Genomic DNA, 20,102 nt, shown 5'->3' with positions numbered 1-20,102 from the left:
GGAAGGGATAGCGAAATCGTGGCTCTACGAACAGAAACGTGATAACAAGGCGTATATAGGGGATGAGGGGGCATACAACTCTAAAGTCCAAAAAGGTAGTCGTAACCTATAGACGTAAATCACGAGAGTAAACGAGGAAAGATGTACGACTTATCCCGTGAGGTCTCATGAGCGTCAAAGACGTAGTAACAACGAATCATGAGAAGTCAGCCGAGGCCATAGTAGCGATGAAACTTCTGTAATAGAGGTGGAGCGAAGGGCTGAACAATTAACCGAAGTATACCTACTTCACTTGTGTCTGTAAAACTAGCGGTCTGATAGAACTGGGTGCGGTCACGTATTGACTAGAGGAAAGTTCACCAATATAAGACGTCCCTCAGACACCGAAACAAGAAAGGAATACGCACATGTCACAGTTACTAGATAATATCCTATCTCGGTCCAATATGCTTGAAGCCTACAATCAAGTTAGAGCCAATAAAGGTTCAGCAGGAATTGACGGCGTAACTATTGACGAAATAGATGACTATCTCCGCAAACACTGGCGTTCAACTAAAGAACTCATAAAGCAGAGGAAGTACAAACCTCAGCCAGTCTTACGAGTTGAAATTCCCAAACCTAACGGCGGAGACCGTCAGTTAGGTATCCCAACGGTCATGGATAGAATGATACAACAAGCTATTGTCCAAGTCATTAGTCCTATTTGTGAACCCTATTTCTCTGAGAGGAGTTACGGATTCAGACCCAATCGGTCATGCGAACAAGCTATTATCCAGTTATTAGAATACCTTAATGACGGTTATGAGTGGATAGTAGACATAGACCTGGAGAAGTTCTTTGATACCGTTCCTCAAGATAGACTGATGTCGCTTGTTCATAACATTATCCAAGATGGAGATACAGAATCTTTAATTCGTAAGTACCTTCATTCAGGTGTAGTCATCAACGGACAACGGTATAAAACACTAGTTGGAACTCCACAAGGAGGAAACCTATCACCGCTCCTGTCCAATATCATGCTTAATGAGCTAGATAAAGAGTTGGAAAATCGTGGACTTCGCTTCGTTCGCTACGCAGATGACTGCGTCATCACAGTCGGTAGTGATGCGGCGGCTAAACGTGTGATGCATTCAATTTGTCGTTATATTGAAAAACGATTAGGTTTGAAAGTCAACATGACCAAGACCAAGATTGTGAGACCGAGCAAATTAAAGTACCTAGGATTTGGGTTCTGGAAATCATCTGAGGGCTGGAAAAGTCGTCCGCATCAGGATAGCGCACAGAGTTTCAAGAGAAAACTCAAGAAACTAACGGCCCGTAAGTGGAGTATTGACTTAGACAGCCGAATTGAGCGACTAAACTGGGTCATCCGAGGTTGGATAAACTACTTTTCTATGACGAACATGAAATCAGTCATGGAAAGCATTGATGAACGACTAAGAACTCGAATAAGAGTTATTATCTGGAAACAATGGAAGAAGAAATCTAGGCGATTATGGGGACTTCTCAAATTAGGAGTACCGAAGTGGATAGCGGATAAAGTATCTGGCTGGGGAGACCATTATCAATTAGTGGCTCAGAGGTCTGTACTGAAACGTGCCATATCAAAACCAGTCCTCGCTAAACGTGGACTGGTTTATTGCCTAGATTATTATCTAAAACGACATGCGTTAAAAGTTAGTTGAACCGCCGTGTGCCGAACGGCACGCACGGTGGTGTGAGAGGGACTAGAAATTAGTCCCTACTCGATTTTTAAAAATAAATAATTTACTAAGGACATAGTTGAGGACGACGACCAAGACCTGCGAAAGAGCAGTTGCGATAGCATTGACTTTTTGAATGTCCTGTTGAACAAATTGGCCGATGATGTGAGGGAATTTTTCGACCAGGAAATAGGCTAGAGCCATATCGAGGGCCAGGGTAGAAATACGGGTACCGATAAATTTGACCAGCCGTCCCTGCCAACCATTTCTTTCCTGCTTGAAGACATAGCGGTCATTGGGCCAAAAGGCAAAGAGAATGGCAACTGTGTTGGCAATCAGAGTGACCATTAAAATCTTGGGCCAGATGTAAAAGAGGCTGGTTCGCGTGATGATATAGACCAGGGTTGCGGCGACGCCTGCGATTAGATAGAGGATGACTTCATTTTCTAAGAATGTTTTTACTAGTTTTTTCATAAGAACTAGTCTATCATTTTTTTGAAAATTATGCTATACTGGAAAATGTTGTAAATACAACCCTTGGGACTTGCTCACTTTACCCAAGCATATTTCAGGCGGTCAACCCGCTAAAGGAGAATTTTTTATGAAGACATCTACCTTTTCTGTCAGAGATCTGGCAGAGATTGCTATCGTTGCGGCCATTTATGTGGCTCTGACCCTCACACCACCCTTGAATGCTATATCCTTCGGTGCTGTTCAATTTCGGATTTCAGAAATGCTGAATTTTCTAGCCTTTTACAATCCTAAATACATCATCGGAGTGACTATCGGTTGCATGATTGCCAATCTGATTGGCTTTGGGGTCATTGATCTATTTGTTGGTGGTTTTTCAACTCTTATCTTCGTGACACTTGGTGTGAAATTATTTTCAAAATACAAGGACCAATATCTTTTCAATGGTTTGATCAATAAGGCTTTCCTCTATTTTTCCTTGTTTTTCTCATTTACCATGTTTACCATTGCTTTAGAGCTAAAGTTCTTGTACGATTTACCATTTTTCCTTACCTGGTTGACAACAGCGGCTGGGGAATTGCTTTCGCTCTTGGTCGGGGCAGTCATTATGGATAAATTGGCTAAGCGATTGAATTTGTAACAGAACGAGTTAATGTGAGCAGGGTCTGGACTGAAGTCCAGGCTCTTTTTGGATGTAAGATAGAATGAGCTCATTCAGTTAATTAAAGACAATACGATTTTCTGGACTATAGCAATAAAAATTGCTCCGCAGACCGAATCTTTGACTCTCTTTTTGAGCTGGTCATGCCTTTTTTCATGGTATAATAGAGCTTATGGAAGAAAAATACATGAAGATTGCCCAAGAATTGGGTGTAAGTTTGAAACAGATTGATACGGTATTGACCCTGACAGCTGAGGGCAATACCATCCCCTTCATCGCTCGTTACCGCAAGGAAGCAACGGGTAATTTGGACGAGGTTCTTATCAAGGCCATTATTGACCGAGATAAGGCTTTGACGGCTTTGGCTGACCGCAAGGCGTCGGTTCTGACCAAGATTGAAGAGCAGGGCAAGCTGACTGACCAGCTCCGTCAGGCCATTGAAGAGGCTGAAAAGTTGGCGGACGTCGAAGAGTTGTACCTGCCATATAAGGAAAAACGTCGGACCAAGGCGACGGTGGCGCGTGAGGCTGGTCTCTTTCCACTGGCACGCTTGATTTTGCAGTATGGTGCAGACTTAGAAACTCAGGCGGCAAGCTTTGTCACTGAAGGCTTCGATACGCCGACCGCTTGCTTGGTCGGTGCAGTGGACATTCTCGTGGAAGCTCTGGCTGAGGACGCCAAACTCCGTGCTTGGGTCTACCATGAAATCCTGACCAATTCCATACTTATATCAGAAGTCAAGGACCAGGACAGCGATGAGAAGGCTGTCTTTGAAATCTACTATGAATTTGCCGAGAAAATTGCGAAGATGCAAGGCTATCAGACTCTTGCCATCAACCGCGGTGAAAAATTAGGCATTCTCAAGGTCGGTTTCCAGCACAATCTGGACAAGATGATCCGCTTTTTTGAATTGCGCTTTCCGCAGCAAAATGCCTATATTCAAGAAGTTATCAGTCAGGCCCTGAAAAAGAAGATTATCCCAGCTATGGAGCGCCGTATTCGTACGGAATTGACTGAGCAGGCGGAAGAAGGGGCCATCCAACTCTTCTCGAAAAACCTCCGCAACCTGCTTTTGGTTTCACCCCTGAAGGGCAAGGTAGTCCTCGGCTTTGACCCTGCCTTTCGTACAGGGGCAAAACTAGCGGTCGTTGACCAGACAGGAAAACTCCTGACGACGCAGGTTATTCACCCCGTCAAGCCAGCCTCACAGGCTCAGATTGCCCAAGCCAAGAAGGATTTGGCGAATCTGATTGGTCAATACCAAGTCGAAATCATTGCCATCGGAAACGGTACGGCCAGCCGCGAATCAGAAAGCTTCGTTGCTGATTTGCTTAAGGACTTCCCACAGGTCTCCTACGTCATCGTCAATGAAAGCGGAGCCTCAGTCTACTCTGCCTCTGAACTGGCCCGTCAGGAATTTCCAGACCTAACTGTCGAAAAACGCTCTGCTATTTCCATCGCCCGCAGGCTCCAAGACCCGCTGGCTGAGCTGGTCAAGATTGACCCGAAGTCCATCGGTGTCGGCCAGTACCAGCACGATGTTAATCAGAAACTTCTGTCCGAGAGTCTGGATTTTGTCGTCGATACGGTGGTCAACCAAGTCGGTGTAAATGTCAATACGGCTAGTCCCGCCCTCCTTGCCCATGTGGCTGGTCTCAACAGGACCATTTCGGAGAATATCGTCAAGTACCGCGAGGAGCATGGCGCTCTGACCACCCGTCAAGAGCTCAAAAAGGTGCCGCGTTTGGGCGATAAGGCTTTCGAGCAGGCGGCTGGCTTCTTGCGTATTCCTAACGGCACTAATCTTTTGGATAATACTGGCGTGCATCCCGAGTCTTACAAGGCTGTCGAGAACTTGCTTGCACATCTAGCTATCGACTACTTTGACTCTGCTGCGCAGGAAAAATTAGCGACGGTGTCAGTTGCGGACATGGCTGAAACCTTGGGCATCGGTCAGGAAACTCTGAAAGATATTATCGCAGACTTGCTCAAACCGGGTCGGGATTTACGGGATGATTTCGAGGCCCCTGTTTTGCGTCAGGATGTCTTGGATGTCAAAGACTTGAAAGTCGGTCAAGAATTGCAGGGAACGGTCCGTAACATTGTGGATTTCGGTGCCTTTGTCGATATTGGTGTCCATGAAGATGGGCTTATTCACATTTCCCGCATGGTCAAACGTAAGCGTGACGGCAAAGGTCGTCTTATGGCGCAACCTCACCCGAGTGAAATCCTTGCGGTTGGTGAAATTGTCACTGTCTGGGTGACAGAAGTAGATATAAAACGCAACCGCATCGGTCTGAGCCTCTTGAAACCTCATGGACTTGACTAAGTACGTAGAGCTGGTGTCCAGAGAGGACTTCGGCAAGGAATTTCATCATGTAGCCATCTGGAATCGCCGTCTGCGCTCGACAGGCGGACGCTTTTTCCCGCAGGATGGGCACTTGGACTTCAATCCCAAGCATCTGGAAAAGTTTGGTTTAGAGGTCTTTCGGCAGATTGTCCGCCACGAGCTCTGCCATTACCATCTCTATTTTGAGAAAAAGGGCTATCGCCACGGGGATAGGGATTTTCAAGAACTCTTACAGGTTGTCGATGGACTTCGTTATGCACCTAAATTAGCACAAGCACAGAAACCAAATCCCCGCTACAGTTGCACGGCCTGTGGTCAAGTCTACATGAGAAAGCGCAGGATTGACCTCAAGAAATACAGGTGCGGCAAGTGCAGGGGGATGCTAAAACAGCTAAAAAACGAATCATGATAGTTTCGTCATCACGATTCGTTTTTCTTTTTATAGGGGTAAAATCAATTCTTCCTCTTCCTCTGTAGGTTCGCCCCCAACGGCCTTGATTTCAATCATGAGATTGTGGGGCAGGCAGACGGAGAGTTGACCGGGTTTGCTAATCCAGCCTGTCATGACGGCAATCTGGTCCGGGCTATTGTCTTCCTTGACCCGGATACTCTGACCGTCGACTTCGATGATATTGTATTGGCCAGGATTGGGATAATAGGTGATTTCCTGATGTTTGGTATCGGCAGCTAGTTCAAATTCATCCACGACCTCTCCGTTGATGCGGACATAAGCAATGATTTTTGCTTCTTGTCCCTGCTCTGATAGCTCTGCATAGGTGAGGATAGCAGGTGTGAAGGACAGAACCAGGGCCAGTCCGATGAGCAGGTAGTCGAATAGTTTTAGCTGCTTGAGAATAGTCTTGAACATCATAGCTCTATTGTATAGAAAAAATCCAGCTTTGTAAATTGCTGGATTGATTTTATTCTGGGGACAGCTTTATAACTGAGTAGCTGAATTGATGATACCTAATCCAACTCATTTTTCATATCCAGGTTTTGGGCCAGGATACTCCAGCTTGGGTTTTCTTGCCAGTTGGCTTCAGCGGTAATTTGGCTAGCCAGGCGCCTAGCTTCTTCTAGGATAGGATAGTCATCAATGATATTGGCAACCTGAAATTCTGGCAGACCGGATTGGCGGGTACCAAAGATTTCACCAGAGCCCCGCATTTTCAGGTCTGCTTCGGATAGGACAAATCCGTCCGTGGTTTCTGTCATCAGTTTCATCCGTTCCTTGCCGGACTCGGTTTTGGGATTGGCGACCAGGATGGCGTAGGATTGCTTGTCTCCCCGACCCACCCGGCCCCTCAGCTGGTGGAGCTGGCTGAGACCAAAACGATCCGCATCCATGATAACCATAATGCTGGCATTGGGAACATTGACACCAACCTCGATAACCGTTGTTGAGACCAGGATATCTGTTTTTCTTTCCTTGAAAGTCTGCATGATACTATCCTTTTCCTCGGAGGACATCTTACCATGTAGGAGGTCAATCGTGGCCTTCGAGCCGAAATAGTCCCTCAATTCCTCCGTTAAGGCAACCGCATTTTTCAAGTCCAGGGCTTCGGATTCCTCAATCAAGGGAGAAACGAAGTAGACCTGGCTTTCTTTTTTTAGCTCCTTTGTCATCCAATCCAGTACAACTGGTAGCTGCTGGTGTTTGACCCAGCGTGTGATAATGGGTTTTCGTCCGGCTGGAAGTTGGTTGATGATGGAGACGTCCATATCGCCAAAGGCTGTGATGGCTAATGTCCTTGGAATCGGTGTAGCCGTCATCATGAGAACATCTGGATTGCTCCCTTTTTGACGGAGGAGTTTTCGTTGCTTGACCCCAAACCGGTGTTGTTCGTCTGTGATGACTAAGCCTAATTTATGATAAGTGACTGCATCCTGAATCAAAGCATGGGTCCCGACGATCAAGTCGACCTGATTTTCCTCGATAGCCTTGAGCGCGGCCCGTCTAGGGGCAGCCTTCATTTTACCGGTTAACAGGGCTATGGACAAGTTGGGAAAGAGCCCCTGTAGGCTTTGATAATGTTGCTCGGCTAGAATTTCCGTTGGAACCATGAGGGCAGATTGAAAGCCAGCTGTGTGAGTGGCGTAGATGGCCAAGCCTGCCACAACCGTTTTTCCGGAACCGACATCACCTTGCAGTAGCCGATTCATATGGCGACTGGATTTCATATCTTCTAAGATATCCTCCAGGACCTGATTCTGAGCCTGGGTCAGAGAGAAGGGGAGGGCCTGGATGGCTTGCTGGACAGCTGGTTGGTTAAATGGAATGGCTAGTCCCTTAGATTGGTCACGGTTTTGCGCCTTGAGTTGCTGGAGCTGTAGCTGGAAATAGAAGAGTTCTTCAAATTTAATACGGCGCAGGGCTTGTCTATACTGGTCTAAGTCTTCTGGGAAATGCATGGCCCGAACAGCGTCGACCCGTCCCATGAGCTTGTAGCGTTCCAGTATAGGGCTGGGGAGATTCTCAGTCAGGAGGTCTAAATAGCCTAGGTCCACGGCGGACTTGACCAGTTTGACCAGCTGGGTCTGACTAATTCCTTGGGCGACATGATAGACAGGCTGCAAATCATCTGCTTGCTGGGACAAGATTTTCATTCCCGTCAAGCTAGCCTTGGCTTTATCCCATTTACCCCAAATGACTATATCTTGTCCTACTTCCACCTTGTCGGCCAGATAGGGTTGATTGAAAAAAGAAACGGCTACCACCACCTGGTCCTGCTTGATAGAAAAACGAAGGCGGTTGCGTTTGAAGCCATAATATTGCACATTGGCTGGAGTGACGACCTGCCCCATAATCACGGCCTTTTCGCCGTCCATAAGCTCTAAGATGGACTTTGTCTCGTAATCTTCGTAGCGGAAGGGATAGTAGCACAGGACATCTTCCACGCTATAGAGGTCTAGTTTTGTAAATTTCTCTGCTGACTTGGGCCCAACTCCAGGCAAGACAGACAGTGGATCCTTCAATTGTTTCATGCTTGTATTATAGCAAAAGTTTGACCAATTTCCCAAAACAAAAACACCCAGTGTCGAACTAGGTGTTTGCCATGGCTTGTTTAAGCCGTTTTCTGTAAATCAGGCTACTAGGTATGAGGACGAGAATGCTGCCAATCCAGGCTGCAGGATTAGCGGCCGCAACGCCGTTGAAGCCGAAATAGTGGAGGCCAACAATGGCCACGAGAGCCCGCATAATCAATTCTCCGAAACCAGCCAGCATAGGTACGGCACCATTTCCCAGCCCCTGGATGAAGCTCCTAAGGATAAAGAGGCTGGCCACAATCCAATAACAGGAGGCATTGATGATGTAGTAGGCCAGTGCCAAGTCAAGAACTGTCTCGCTGGCGTCTGCGATGAAGAGACCTGAGAAGAACCGATTTCCCCAGATAAGAACAAGGGCGAACAAGATAGACCAGGCCAAACTGATGTAGAGGGTCTTTTTGACCCCTTCCAAAATGCGGTCATATAGTTTAGCACCATAGTTTTGGGCCGTAAAGGTTGAGATAGCCAGTCCCAGATTCACCATGGGCAACATGGCCAATTGGTCCGTCCGTAGGGCAATAGATTGGGCAGCGATGGCATCGGTTCCCAACTGGTTCATCATGACCTGGAAGGTCAAGGCGCCAATTGCAATAACGCTGGCCTGTAATCCCATTGGAAAGCCAATATTGGCATGTTTGATTAACTCCTCTTTTTCAAGCTTCAAATCGCCTGGTTTTAAGTGGTAATGGGGAATTTTTCTCTTGATGTAAATGATGAGGAATATAACGGAGAAGGCCTGGGCCAAGACTGTTGCAAAGCCAGCTCCGAAGACGCCCCATTTCATGGTTAAAATAAAGAAAAAGTCAAGGCCGATATTGATGATGCAGGCGATGATGAGGGCGATAAGCGGAGTTCGCGAATCTCCCAGACTACGGATGGCACTGGACAAATAGTTATAAAAGATGGTAAAGGTCATTCCGCCATAGATAGCTAGAAGGAAGTCGTTGGCGTGCTCGATGATATCAGCAGGCGTCTGCATGAGTTCCAGGGTTGGGCGGAGAAAGAGAAGGGAGACCGTCGTCAGTACCAAACTAACGATGGCAGCATAGAAAAGTCCGTGAACAAAGCTTTTCTTGAGGCCAATCAAGTCCCCTGCACCAAAGCGTTGGGCACTAATAATGGTGAGGCCATTAGTTAAGCCTTGGGCAAAGCCTAGAATCAAAAATGTCAGTCCAACAGTGGCTCCTACACTTGCAAAGGCCGTGGTCCCAAGGGTATGGCCAACAATCATGCTATCAGCAAAATTGTAGGTTAATTGGAAAAAGGAGCCGATCAAGAGAGGGATAGCAAATTGTAAAATAACAGTTAAGGGTTTCCCCTTGGTCAAATCGTTCATATAATCTCCTTAAAATATGAATGATAAATCAGTCAAAATTTGTCACCTTATCCTGTGAACTCTTCAAAATGATCGACCGTGTTGTGATCCGTTACAGCCATAATGACCTCGTCTTCATTGAAAACATAGTCAGGCGATAACTGGATATTGAGTTCCTTGGTGGTTTTGAGGCGGTAGCCGATAATGTTCATCTTGTAGTTCTGACGCAGTTGCAACTCTGCCAAAGTCTTGCCCAGCCATTTTTTCGGCGGGTGAAACTCAACAATGGACACGTTGCCATCCAGCTGGACTAGGTCCGTCGTATTGCGGTGGAGGAGGTGCTTGGCCAGGGAAACTCCTGTTTCTCTTTCTGGTGAAATAATCTTATCAGCACCAATTTTTAAGAGGACCTCTTTAGCGTTCTTGCTCTTCACCTTTGCGATGACCTTTGGAACACCCAGTGCCTTACAGTGGAGGACGGCTAGGACGCTAGACTCCAGATTGTCACCTGTTGCGACGACGACGGTATCACAGCTGTCAATACCTGCGGCCCGCAAGAGGGATTTATCAGTGATATCTCCGACAATACCGCGGGACAGGATGGGCTCCAAATGGTTGATTTGATTTTCATGATTATCGACGGCGATAATATTGCAGTTGTAGGGATGTAGAGTCTTAGCGATAGTGGTGCCAAAAACGCCTAGACCTAAAATACCGATAGTAAATGATGACATGGATTCTCCTTTAAACAATCATGGTTGATTTTGCATATTGTAAATTATCCTTCTTGTCAGGTCTGTGACTAGATAGACTGACTAGAATGGAGATAGGGCCGATTCTGCCAAAGAACATCAGGAACATGATGATAACTTTTCCAGCCAAACTGAGGAAGGGGGTTAAATTGGCTGTCACACCGACCGTTGCCAGGGCTGACATGACCTCAAACATGAGGAAAATCAAAGGTTGCTTAGCATCTGTCACACTGAGTCCAGCCAAGCCTAAGATAAAGACAGACATAAAGACGATGAAGGTTGCAAATGCCTTGCGGATGGTCAGATGGTCAATGGTATGGTGGTTGAAATTAGTATGGGGAAGCCCCAGAATTTCGCTGCGTGCATAGAGTAAAAGCGTCAGGAAGGCTGTGATTTTAACACCTCCTGCCGTACCACCAGGGGCTCCTCCCAGCATCATCTGGAAGATATAGAGGAGGAGGGTGATAGGTTCGGCCTTGGTATAATCAATACTAGCAAAGCCTGCTGTCCGCATGGTCACCGTTTGGAAAAAGCTGGTCAATAGTTTGTTGCCCAGCGACATGGAGCCAATAGTGGCGGGATTATTGTATTCTGTGATAAAGGTTAAGACTGTCCCCGCTGCAAGAATGAGTACAGTCAGAGCCAGCACTACCTTGGTATGGAAATGGAGTTTTCTGTGGTGGAATTTCTTGCCTATTTGAGAACGTAAGTCAAACCAGACGGAAAATCCCAATCCGCCCATGATAATCAGAGCAGCCAAGGTTAGATTGATGAGGGAATTTTCAGCGTACTGGACGATGCTGCTGGCCCCTAAATTATCAAAACCAGCATTACAGAAGGCAGAGACAGCCACAAAGACAGAAGAAAATAGACCGTCCTTCCAGCCGTATTCTGGAACAAATTGAAAGGCCAGGAAGAAGGCGCCCAGGGCCTCGCTGGCAAAGGTAAAGGCAAAGACAGATTTGATAAAGCTGGAAAAATGCTTGGTGTCCGTTCGCGACAGGGCCTCCTGTAAGGTAGAAGCATTGACAAAACTCAATTTCCGTCCTCCTCGAAGGGAGAAGAGACCGATAAAACTAATTAAGCTCAATCCGCCGATTTGAATCAGGACCATACAAATCAATTGTCCAAACATGTTGTAGGTTTCAGCCACAGGCTTGGTAAATAACCCCGTCACGCAGACCATGGATACCGTAGTAAACAAATGGTCCAGGTAGCTAGCAGTAGAGCTAGCCTTTTGAGCAATTGGTAAACTGAGCAAAAATGAGCCAACCAGAATTACAGCTAGGAAACTGGCGATAATCCGTTGACTAGGTGAAAATTTCATTTTCAAAGCCCCATTCTATTCTATAAAATATGAAGCCATTTTAGCATAATTTTTCCAAAAAGTAAGGAAAGAAGTGGCGAGAAAGCAGAAGAACCAGCATTTTGGAAGAAATAATTCATTAAATTTTCAGAATATTTAATAAAATCCTTTACAAGTCCATGAAAATGGGTATAATAGGGAGTATAGAAAAAATTAGGAGGTTTAGGTATGAAGAAAAGTTTCATTCAGCAGCAAGAGGAGATTTCTTTCGTCAAGAATACATTTACCCAGTATTTGAAAGACAAGCTAGAAATCGTTGAAGTGCAGGGACCGATTTTGAGTCGTGTCGGGGATGGTATGCAGGATAATTTGTCTGGCGTGGAAAATGCCGTTACCGTTAATGTCAAATTGATTCCAGATGCGACCTACGAGGTAGTGCATTCCCTTGCAAAATGGAAGCGTCATACCTTGGCTCGTTTCGGTTTCAATGAAGGCGAGGGACTCTTTGTCCACATGAAGGCCCTCCGCCCGGATGAAGAAGATTTGGATGCCATCCACTCGGTCTATGTAGACCAGTGGGATTGGGAAAAGGTTATTCCAGCTGGTCGGAGAAATCTGGCTTATCTGAAGGAAACAGTTGAGCAGATTTACAAGGCCATCCGCCTGACGGAGTTGGCAGTTGAGGCGCGTTACGATATTGAGTCTGTCCTGCCCAAGAAAATCACCTTTATCCACACAGAAGATTTGGTCAAAAATTTCCCTGATTTGACACCTAAGGAACGTGAGAATGTTGTTGCCAAAGAATACGGCGCTGTTTTCCTCATCGGTATCGGTGGTGAATTGGCCGATGGCAAGCCACATGATGGTCGCGCACCTGACTACGATGACTGGACGACACCGTCAGAAGGTTCTTACAAGGGTCTCAACGGAGATATTTTGGTCTGGAATGAAGCTCTAGGTTCTGCCTTTGAATTGTCCTCAATGGGCATTCGGGTGGACCAAGATGCTCTCAAACGCCAAGTAGCTATTACCGGCGATGAGGCTCGTTTGGCCTATGATTGGCACCGTGCTCTCTTGGACGGCCAGTTTCCGCTATCTATCGGTGGTGGTATTGGACAATCGCGTCTGGCCATGTTTCTCCTTCGTAAAAAACATATCGGTGAGGTTCAATCCAGCGTCTGGCCACAAGAAGTCCGAGATAGATTTGAAAATATTTTGTAAGAGATTGGTGACAATCTCTTTTCTTTCGCTTTCATTGACTCATTGAAAACATTTACAACATGATTATCTGTGATTTTTGCGCCAAACTGTGATATACTTTTTTAGTTACATTAAATGATTTAGAGGATAATATGACAAAACTTAGAGAAGACATCCGTAACGTTGCTATTATTGCCCACGTTGACCACGGAAAAACAACCCTCGTTGATGAGCTTTTGAAGCAGTCACAAACCCTTGATGAACGTACGCAGTTGGATGAGCGTGCCATGGACTCAAACGATATCGAAAAAGAGCGTGGTATTACTATCCTTGCTAAAAACACTGCCGTAGCTTATAACGGTACTCGTATCAACATCATGGACACACCAGGACACGCGGACTTTGGTGGTGAGGTTGAGCGAATCATGAAAATGGTTGACGGTGTTGTCCTTGTCGTAGATGCCTACGAAGGGACCATGCCACAGACCCGTTTCGTATTGAAAAAAGCCCTTGAGCAAAACTTGACACCAATCGTGGTTGTGAACAAAATCGATAAACCATCTGCTCGTCCTGAAGAAGTGGTGGATGAAGTACTTGAACTCTTCATCGAACTCGGGGCAGACGACGATCAATTGGAATTCCCTGTTGTTTACGCGTCAGCGATTAATGGTACTTCTTCAATGTCTGACAATCCAGATGACCAAGAAGAAACAATGGCACCAATCTTTGATACCATCATCGAGCATATCCCTGCACCAGTCGATAACTCAGATGAGCCTTTGCAGTTCCAAGTATCCCTTTTGGACTACAATGAATTCGTAGGTCGTATTGGTATCGGTCGTGTCTTCCGTGGTACTGTTAAAGTTGGCGACCAAGTTACCCTTTCTAAACTAGATGGCACAACGAAAAACTTCCGCGTTACAAAACTCTTTGGTTTCTTCGGTCTTGAGCGTAAAGAAATCCAAGAAGCCAAAGCTGGTGATTTGATTGCCGTTTCTGGTATGGAAGACATCTTCGTAGGTGAGACAGTGACACCGACAGATGCAGTTGAGGCACTTCCAGTTCTTCGTATCGATGAGCCTACTCTTCAAATGACTTTCTTGGTGAACAACTCACCATTTGCGGGTCGTGAAGGGAAATGGGTAACTTCACGTAAGATTGAAGAGCGTCTCTTGGCTGAATTGCAGACAGACGTTTCTCTCCGTGTAGAAGCGACTGATTCACCTGACAAATGGACTGTTTCAGGTCGCGGTGAATTGCACTTGTCCATCTTGATTGAAACCATGCGTCGTGAAGGCTATGAACTTCAAGTTTCACGTCCAGAAGTTATCATCAAGGAAATCGATGGCGTGAAGATGGAGCCATTTGAGCGCGTGCAAATTGACACACCAGAAGAATACCAAGGTTCTGTTATCCAGTCCCTTTCAGAGCGTAAGGGCGATATGCTGGATATGATTTCAACTGGTAACGGTCAAACTCGATTGGTCTTCCTTGTACCAGCCCGTGGTTTGATTGGTTACTCTACAGAATTCCTTTCTATGACTCGTGGTTACGGCATCATGAACCATACTTTTGACCAATACTTGCCAGTTGTCCAAGGTGAAATTGGTGGTCGTCACCGTGGTGCCCTTGTTTCTATCGATCAAGGTAAGGCAACTACTTACTCTATCATGCGTATTGAAGAACGTGGTACCATCTTTGTCAACCCAGGTACTGAAGTGTACGAAGGAATGATTATCGGTGAAAACTCACGTGAAAATGACTTGACCGTTAACATCACGACCGCTAAACAGATGACAAACGTTCGTTCAGCTACCAAAGACCAAACGTCTGTAATTAAGACACCACGTATCTTGACCCTTGAAGAATCTCTTGAATTCTTGAATGACGATGAGTACATGGAAGTAACACCAGAATCTATCCGTTTGCGTAAGCAAGTTCTCAATAAGGCAGAACGTGATAAGGCTGCCAAGAAGAAAAAATTAGCAACTGAAGAATAGAAATCTCAAAGGGGATGGTCATGTTTTATCTGATACTAGCAATATTATTGGTGCTCTTTTATATCTTTTTAGCCCCCAATAATGTACGAGGGACTATCAACCTCATGGTAGCAGTTGTTGCCGTTGTAGCCCTCTTCATCTTTTTAATGCTAGCCTTCCTAAAAATCTTGCAGGTATCTTCAGATATTTGGGTAGGATTTATCGTCATCTTCATCGGCCTATGGGCCATGAGAGACATCTATTATTTAGATAAACCGAGTCGAAAAACAGTGAGAAAATAAGAAGAAGCAGGATTGGAAAGAGTCCTGCTTTTTTGTTATATTAAAAGCCCGACTTACTGTCGAGCTAAGATATTATTCTTTATCAATTTTCTTTTCTAATTTTTCCAATTGTTTGGCTGCGAAGTCACGACCACCGAGACCGAAGGCCAGGGCAAAGGCAACAGCCAAGGCTCCCAGAACAATCGTGAAGGTCGATTGAACGATATTCTGTGCGAATTTCAATTGGTCAAGAGCCATGAAGGCTGCAAAGACAATGAGGCCATAGCGGACAAGGCCAGCTAGGAAGGCATTGTTGGTCACCTTGCTCAAGAAACCAGATAGAATGTTGCCACCAATGACTGCCAAAACAAGAATGGCAATGGCACTAATCAGGGACGGAAGGTAGGCAAGAATGGCTGTACCAACAGCGTTAAAGACTTGCAGGTTAAGAACTTGGATAGCTTGAACAAAGAAGAATACAATAATGATGCCACGAACCAATTGAGCCAGGATAGAGGAAAGTTGGAAGTTGGCATCTTCTTTGTTTGTCAAATACTTAGAGTAGGCATTGATACCAGCAGTTTCAAGAAGATTTTCCAAGAGGTTGCCCAAGAGCTTGGCAATGAAGCTACCAAGAGCGACTAGGACAAGGGCTACCAGGATATTTGGAAGGAAGCCAATGACCTGGTTGAGAATGGTGACGATTGGTTGAGAAATGCTGGTGATACCCAGAGTTTCCAAGGCCAAGGTCAAGATTGGAATGAAGATAAGAACGTAAACGACTGTTGCTAAGACAGTGATGAGTTGTTTAGTGTCAAATGGCAATTTTTCTTGGCCAGTAAACTTGGTGTACCATTTGTCAATTTCCAGACGCTCCAAGAAGGCTTTCAGAAGACCCTTAATGAAGTTACAGAAGAAGGTTCCTACAAAGAGAATCAATCCAGCTGCAATCAAATTAGGAATGAAGGCAAAGAATTTTTGGAACATGCTCGAAATCGGGTCAACAGTACTGCTGATATTCAAGCCCGAAAGGATAAAAGGCAGGAAGAAGAGAATGACCAAGAAATAAACCAGTTGACCAAGGTTTTTAATGATGGTCTGTCCATTATCTTCCGGCTTGAGGACACCCCATTTTTGCAATTTTTGAGCAAATTGAATCTTGTTCAAACCAGCCAGGGTTAATTTACGCAGGAGACCTGCAAGGACAAAGGCAATGATCAAGAGAACGATCATGCGGACAACTCCTGGCAAGGCCGAAACCAAGGGCAGGAAGAGTGTATCGAAAATATTAGACATATAGATACTCCTTTAAAATATATTTCTATTTTAGTCTAACATTTTTATAGGTAGGGTGCAAAGAAAACGCTTTACAGTCTGCTTTTTGTGGGATAAAAGGTAGTATAGGAGGCGTTAGCTTGTTGCTATGGCTTGAAAAAGCTGGGCTTTCAAGGTAAAATAAAGTGTTAGAAAGTTGAGAGATAGGAATTGTAAGATGAAACAAATTGATAGTGTCAAAAATAAAAAGGTCCTGGTTCTGGGACTGGCTAAGTCAGGCGAGTCGGCAGCTCGCTTGCTCCACCAGCTCGGTGCCATTGTTACAGTCAATGACGGCAAGCCGTTTGAGGATAATCCCACAGCTCAATCTCTCCTGGAAGAGGGGATTCGTGTCATCTGTGGCAGCCACCCCCTAGAATTATTGGATGAAGAATTTGCCCTCATGGTGAAAAACCCAGGCATTCATTATCAAAATCCTATGGTAGAGAAGGCCTTGAAAAAAGGGATTCCAGTTTGGACAGAGGTGGAGCTGGCCTATTTGATTTCAGAAGCGTCGATAGTGGGTATCACAGGTTCAAATGGCAAGACCACGACTACGACCATGATTGCGGAAGTTCTCAATGCTGGCGATACATCTGCTAAACTGTGTGGGAATATCGGTTATCCAGCCTCATCAGTGGCTCAAACAGCGACAGAAGAGGACACCTTGGTCATGGAATTGTCTTCCTTCCAGCTCATGGGGACGGAGTCCTTCCGACCACACATTGCTGTGATTACCAACTTGATTGCCAGCCATATTGATTACCATGGGACCTTTGATGCTTATGTTGCTGCAAAATGGATGATTCAGCGTCAGATGACGGCTGACGATTTTATTGTGCTGAATTTTAATCAGCAGGAAGCCAAGGATTTGGCTGCTCAGACTTTAGCGACCGTGGTGCCTTTTTCTACGCTAGAGGTGGTTGATGGTGCTTATTTGGCAGAAGGCAAGCTGTATTTCAAGGGTGAATATATCATGGATGCTGATCAGATTGGTGTTCCCGGATCGCACAATGTTGAAAATGCCCTGGCGACGATTGCGGTTGCCAAGTTACTGGGAGTGGCGAATCAGGCTATCCAGGAAAGTTTGGCTGCCTTTGGTGGTGTCAAACATCGCTTGCAATTTGTAGGAACGATCAACGATATTTCCTTCTACAATGATAGTAAATCTACCAATATATTAGCCACCCAAAAAGCTCTATCAGGTTTTGACAATAGCAAAGTCATTTTGATTGCCGGTGGTTTGGATCGTGGCAATGAATTTGATGACTTGGTGCCAGATTTAGTTGGATTGAAACAGATAGTGATTCTCGGTCAATCTGCTGAGAGAGTCCAGCGGGCTGCAGACAAAGCGGGAGTGGATACCATTTCAGCGACAGATATTGCTGATGCCACTCGCAAGGCCTTTGAATTGGCTCAAGCAGGAGACGTCGTTCTCCTTAGTCCTGCCAATGCAAGCTGGGATATGTATGCCAATTTTGAAGTTCGAGGGGATGTTTTCCTCGACACCTTTGAGGAGTTGAAAAACAAATGAAAAAAATCGTATTTACGGGTGGGGGAACAGTCGGTCATGTGACTCTCAACCTCCTCCTAATCCCGCGTTTTTTGGAAGAAGGCTGGGAAGTTCACTATATTGGAGATGAAAAAGGGATTGAGCATGAACAGATTAGCCAGTCTGGTCTGGACGTGACCTTCCATTCCATTGCCACAGGTAAACTGCGCCGTTACTTTAGCTGGCAGAATATGCTGGACGTCTTTAAGGTTGCCTGGGGGATTGTCCAATCCTTAGTGATTATTGGCAAAATCCGTCCTCAAGCCCTCTTTTCAAAAGGTGGTTTTGTATCCGTTCCGCCTGTCATTGCTGCCAAGGCTCTCGGCGTGCCAGTTTACATTCACGAATCAGATTTGTCTATGGGACTGGCCAATCGCATTGCCTATAAATTCGCTACAACCATGTATAGCACTTTTGAGCAACCACTGTCACTGACAAAGGTTAAACATGTGGGGGCAGTGACCAAGGTAGGTCAGACCAAGAAGAAAGTCACCCCTATTCAACTGCCGGAAATTCTGAAACAGTTTGATAAAGAGCTGCCAACTTTACTTTTTGTTGGTGGTTCGGGCGGTGCCAAGGTTTTTAATGACCTGATTAGTCAGCATAAATCGGCCTTGACCGAGCGTTTTAACATTATCAATCTGACTGGAGATAGCAGTCTCGACAGTCTGGAACAGCACCTCTATCGTGTGGACTATGTGACGGAGCTCTATCAGCCCTTAATGGATTTGGCGGATGTGGTAGTGACTCGTGGTGGCTCCAATACCCTCTTTGAGTTGATTGCTATGAAAAAGCTGCATCTGATTGTCCCGCTTGGATTAAAGGCCAGTCGAGGAGACCAGATTGAGAATGCCAATTATGCGGTCAATAAGGGCTATTCACGAAAATTGGATGAAGAATCTTTGACGCTGGAGTCACTTTTTGATGAAGTGGGTTATTTGTTGACCAATAAAGACCAATTTGTCACACAAATGGAAAACTCCAATGAAATTCAGTCGGTAGATAGTTTCTATGCTATTTTGATGTCAGATATTGAGGGTGGAGGTGCCAATGGATCACAAAGATGAACAACTGATTTCTGATGAAAACGAAGAACTTGTAGAGGGCCAAGAGATGGAGGAAACTGAAGACCAGGAGGTAGAATCTGAGTCCTTTTCAGAAGAACAAAGTGATATAGAGCGAGCTGATGAACATTCGCATGAAGAAGGCGATGAGGAAAGTTCTTTTGAGGACGAAGAGACCGATGCTGAACCTATAGCATCGGAAGACTTGGATCCAGATGAAGCAAGCGAATTTTTCAGGAACTGGAAGGAAAAGTTCAAAGAGCACCAACAAATCCAGGAAGAGGAAATCAAGCAGGCAGAAGACCAGACAGAGACTGAAGAAACACCCGTTTCAAAAAGGTCATTCTTTCCATTTGGACGAAAAAAAGCAGGAGAAAAGAGTAAGAAAACAGAAGCTAGAATTCCTAAGGATGTCCTCCTTAAATCTATTCCACTTTATTTGGCTGGGCTCCTCATCATTCTCTCTTCTGCCTATCTGATTAGCCCTTTTGGTAAATTGAAAGATATTCAGGTAATAGGAAATGAGCATATTTCGGAAGAATTGGTAAAAGAGTACAGTAATATCCATGAAAAGGACTATGTCCTATCTGTCCTTCTCAACCGAAAATCCTACGCCAAGAATATCGTCAATAGAAGTAATCTAATCAAGGACGTATCTGTTCAATTCCAGCTGCCTAATCGCTTTTTGCTAGAATTAGAAGAATATAAAGAGCTTGGTTTTATCACAGAGAATAATCAATTCTACTCTATCTTATCTAGTGGCGAGGTTTCAGAGGTTCCTACTGAGGAAGAAAATATGCCTCTGAATGCAACAATGGTTCACACAACTGACAGGGAATTGTTGAAAAAAATAGCTTTACAGCTAGCTGAAATTGATGAGAATATTCGCGCCAATATCCTGACTATCGATTTGACGCCTACTAAAGCAACCAAGGATTTGTTGACCTTGACCATGGCTGATGGCAACGTCGTCTTGGTGCCAGTATCAGAACTAGATATCAAGCTTCCCTACTATCCAAAAATTGCTCGCCAGCTCATTTTGCCGAGTATGATAGATATGGAAGTTGGAGTTTACAGTTATGCTTTATAAAGCAAGGAAATGAGAA

General features: G+C 45.2%; 17 protein-coding genes and 1 riboswitch. Of the genes, 10 read left to right on the top strand and 7 right to left on the bottom strand.

Annotated elements, in window-relative coordinates; translation table 11 throughout:
* Positions 1-407: 407 nt before the first annotated feature.
* Positions 408-1,685 (top strand): group II intron reverse transcriptase/maturase, encoded by a 1,278-nt coding sequence (ltrA, locus tag AB1F57_RS10375; RefSeq protein ID WP_367985719.1) that lies wholly within the window; start codon positions 408-410, stop codon positions 1,683-1,685.
* 42 nt (positions 1,686-1,727) lie between these two features.
* Here ltrA and AB1F57_RS10370 read toward each other — a convergent pair whose 3' ends face one another.
* Positions 1,728-2,177, bottom strand: coding sequence for a GtrA family protein (locus AB1F57_RS10370; protein WP_367985718.1), 450 nt, complete (start codon positions 2,175-2,177; stop codon positions 1,728-1,730).
* A 29-nt stretch (positions 2,178-2,206) separates the two neighbouring features.
* Positions 2,207-2,304: riboswitch (PreQ1 riboswitch) on the top strand.
* Here AB1F57_RS10370 and AB1F57_RS10365 point away from each other — a divergent pair.
* From AB1F57_RS10365 to AB1F57_RS10355, 3 genes are all read left to right on the top strand, one after another.
* A complete protein-coding gene (locus AB1F57_RS10365; protein ID WP_167786293.1) occupies positions 2,305-2,814 on the top strand; it encodes a QueT transporter family protein in 510 nt (169 codons plus the stop codon).
* A gap of 193 nt (positions 2,815-3,007) precedes the next feature.
* On the top strand, positions 3,008-5,164 hold the full coding sequence (locus tag AB1F57_RS10360) for a Tex family protein (RefSeq protein WP_367985717.1): 2,157 nt from the start codon (positions 3,008-3,010) through the stop codon (positions 5,162-5,164).
* Positions 5,151-5,594: a SprT family protein gene (locus AB1F57_RS10355; protein WP_367985716.1), complete on the top strand. Its 444-nt coding sequence runs from the start codon at positions 5,151-5,153 to the stop codon at positions 5,592-5,594. Before AB1F57_RS10360 ends, AB1F57_RS10355 begins: the two co-directional genes overlap by 14 nt.
* 30 nt (positions 5,595-5,624) lie before the next feature.
* Here AB1F57_RS10355 and AB1F57_RS10350 read toward each other — a convergent pair whose 3' ends face one another.
* The 5 genes from AB1F57_RS10350 to AB1F57_RS10330 all read right to left on the bottom strand — a co-directional run bounded on the left by AB1F57_RS10350 (position 5,625) and on the right by AB1F57_RS10330 (position 11,627).
* On the bottom strand, positions 5,625-6,056 hold the full coding sequence (locus tag AB1F57_RS10350; protein WP_105136813.1) for a NusG domain II-containing protein: 432 nt from the start codon (positions 6,054-6,056) through the stop codon (positions 5,625-5,627).
* A 95-nt stretch (positions 6,057-6,151) separates the two neighbouring features.
* The gene (recG, locus tag AB1F57_RS10345; protein WP_170239187.1) at positions 6,152-8,170 is read right to left on the bottom strand and encodes an ATP-dependent DNA helicase RecG; all 2,019 of its coding nucleotides are present in this window, start codon (positions 8,168-8,170) and stop codon (positions 6,152-6,154) included.
* Positions 8,171-8,228: 58 nt separating this feature from the next.
* A complete protein-coding gene (locus tag AB1F57_RS10340; protein ID WP_170239186.1) occupies positions 8,229-9,569 on the bottom strand; it encodes an MATE family efflux transporter in 1,341 nt (446 codons plus the stop codon).
* 47 nt (positions 9,570-9,616) lie between these two features.
* Positions 9,617-10,282: a TrkA family potassium uptake protein gene (locus tag AB1F57_RS10335; protein WP_367985715.1), complete on the bottom strand. Its 666-nt coding sequence runs from the start codon at positions 10,280-10,282 to the stop codon at positions 9,617-9,619.
* A gap of 10 nt (positions 10,283-10,292) precedes the next feature.
* On the bottom strand, positions 10,293-11,627 hold the full coding sequence (locus AB1F57_RS10330; protein WP_367986353.1) for a TrkH family potassium uptake protein: 1,335 nt from the start codon (positions 11,625-11,627) through the stop codon (positions 10,293-10,295).
* Positions 11,628-11,834: 207 nt separating this feature from the next.
* Here AB1F57_RS10330 and asnA point away from each other — a divergent pair, with 207 nt between their 5' ends.
* The 3 genes from asnA (at position 11,835) to AB1F57_RS10315 (ending at position 15,087) form a co-directional block, all read left to right on the top strand.
* On the top strand, positions 11,835-12,827 hold the full coding sequence (asnA, locus tag AB1F57_RS10325) for an aspartate--ammonia ligase (RefSeq protein ID WP_125265339.1): 993 nt from the start codon (positions 11,835-11,837) through the stop codon (positions 12,825-12,827).
* 131 nt (positions 12,828-12,958) lie between these two features.
* Positions 12,959-14,806 (top strand): translational GTPase TypA, encoded by a 1,848-nt coding sequence (gene typA / locus AB1F57_RS10320; RefSeq protein WP_367985714.1) that lies wholly within the window; start codon positions 12,959-12,961, stop codon positions 14,804-14,806.
* A 20-nt stretch (positions 14,807-14,826) separates the two neighbouring features.
* Entirely contained in the window at positions 14,827-15,087 is a 261-nt protein-coding gene (locus tag AB1F57_RS10315; protein ID WP_105110211.1) for a DUF3165 family protein, read from the top strand.
* A 72-nt stretch (positions 15,088-15,159) separates the two neighbouring features.
* On the opposite strand, the gene AB1F57_RS10310 is transcribed toward AB1F57_RS10315, so the two are convergent.
* Positions 15,160-16,362: a mechanosensitive ion channel gene (locus tag AB1F57_RS10310; protein WP_367985713.1), complete on the bottom strand. Its 1,203-nt coding sequence runs from the start codon at positions 16,360-16,362 to the stop codon at positions 15,160-15,162.
* Positions 16,363-16,558: 196 nt separating this feature from the next.
* Here AB1F57_RS10310 and murD point away from each other — a divergent pair, with 196 nt between their 5' ends.
* Genes murD through AB1F57_RS10295 form a run of 3 tightly spaced genes read left to right on the top strand, consistent with a single transcriptional unit; the run spans position 16,559 to position 20,086 of the window.
* On the top strand, positions 16,559-17,914 hold the full coding sequence (gene murD / locus AB1F57_RS10305) for a UDP-N-acetylmuramoyl-L-alanine--D-glutamate ligase (RefSeq protein ID WP_367985712.1): 1,356 nt from the start codon (positions 16,559-16,561) through the stop codon (positions 17,912-17,914).
* A complete protein-coding gene (locus AB1F57_RS10300; protein ID WP_367985711.1) occupies positions 17,911-18,999 on the top strand; it encodes a UDP-N-acetylglucosamine--N-acetylmuramyl-(pentapeptide) pyrophosphoryl-undecaprenol N-acetylglucosamine transferase in 1,089 nt (362 codons plus the stop codon). Before murD ends, AB1F57_RS10300 begins: the two co-directional genes overlap by 4 nt.
* Complete coding sequence (locus AB1F57_RS10295) at positions 18,983-20,086, top strand: FtsQ-type POTRA domain-containing protein (RefSeq protein WP_174853200.1); 1,104 nt, start codon at positions 18,983-18,985, stop codon at positions 20,084-20,086. The genes AB1F57_RS10300 and AB1F57_RS10295 overlap by 17 nt, the downstream gene beginning before the upstream one ends.
* Positions 20,087-20,102 lie beyond the last annotated feature (16 nt).

Origin of the sequence: Streptococcus nasisuis, assembly GCF_040836615.1 — a bacterium.
Classification (GTDB): domain Bacteria; phylum Bacillota; class Bacilli; order Lactobacillales; family Streptococcaceae; genus Streptococcus; species Streptococcus suis_V.
The sequence above is the reverse complement of the archived record's forward strand: the minus strand, read 5'-3'. Positions and strand labels throughout refer to the sequence as shown.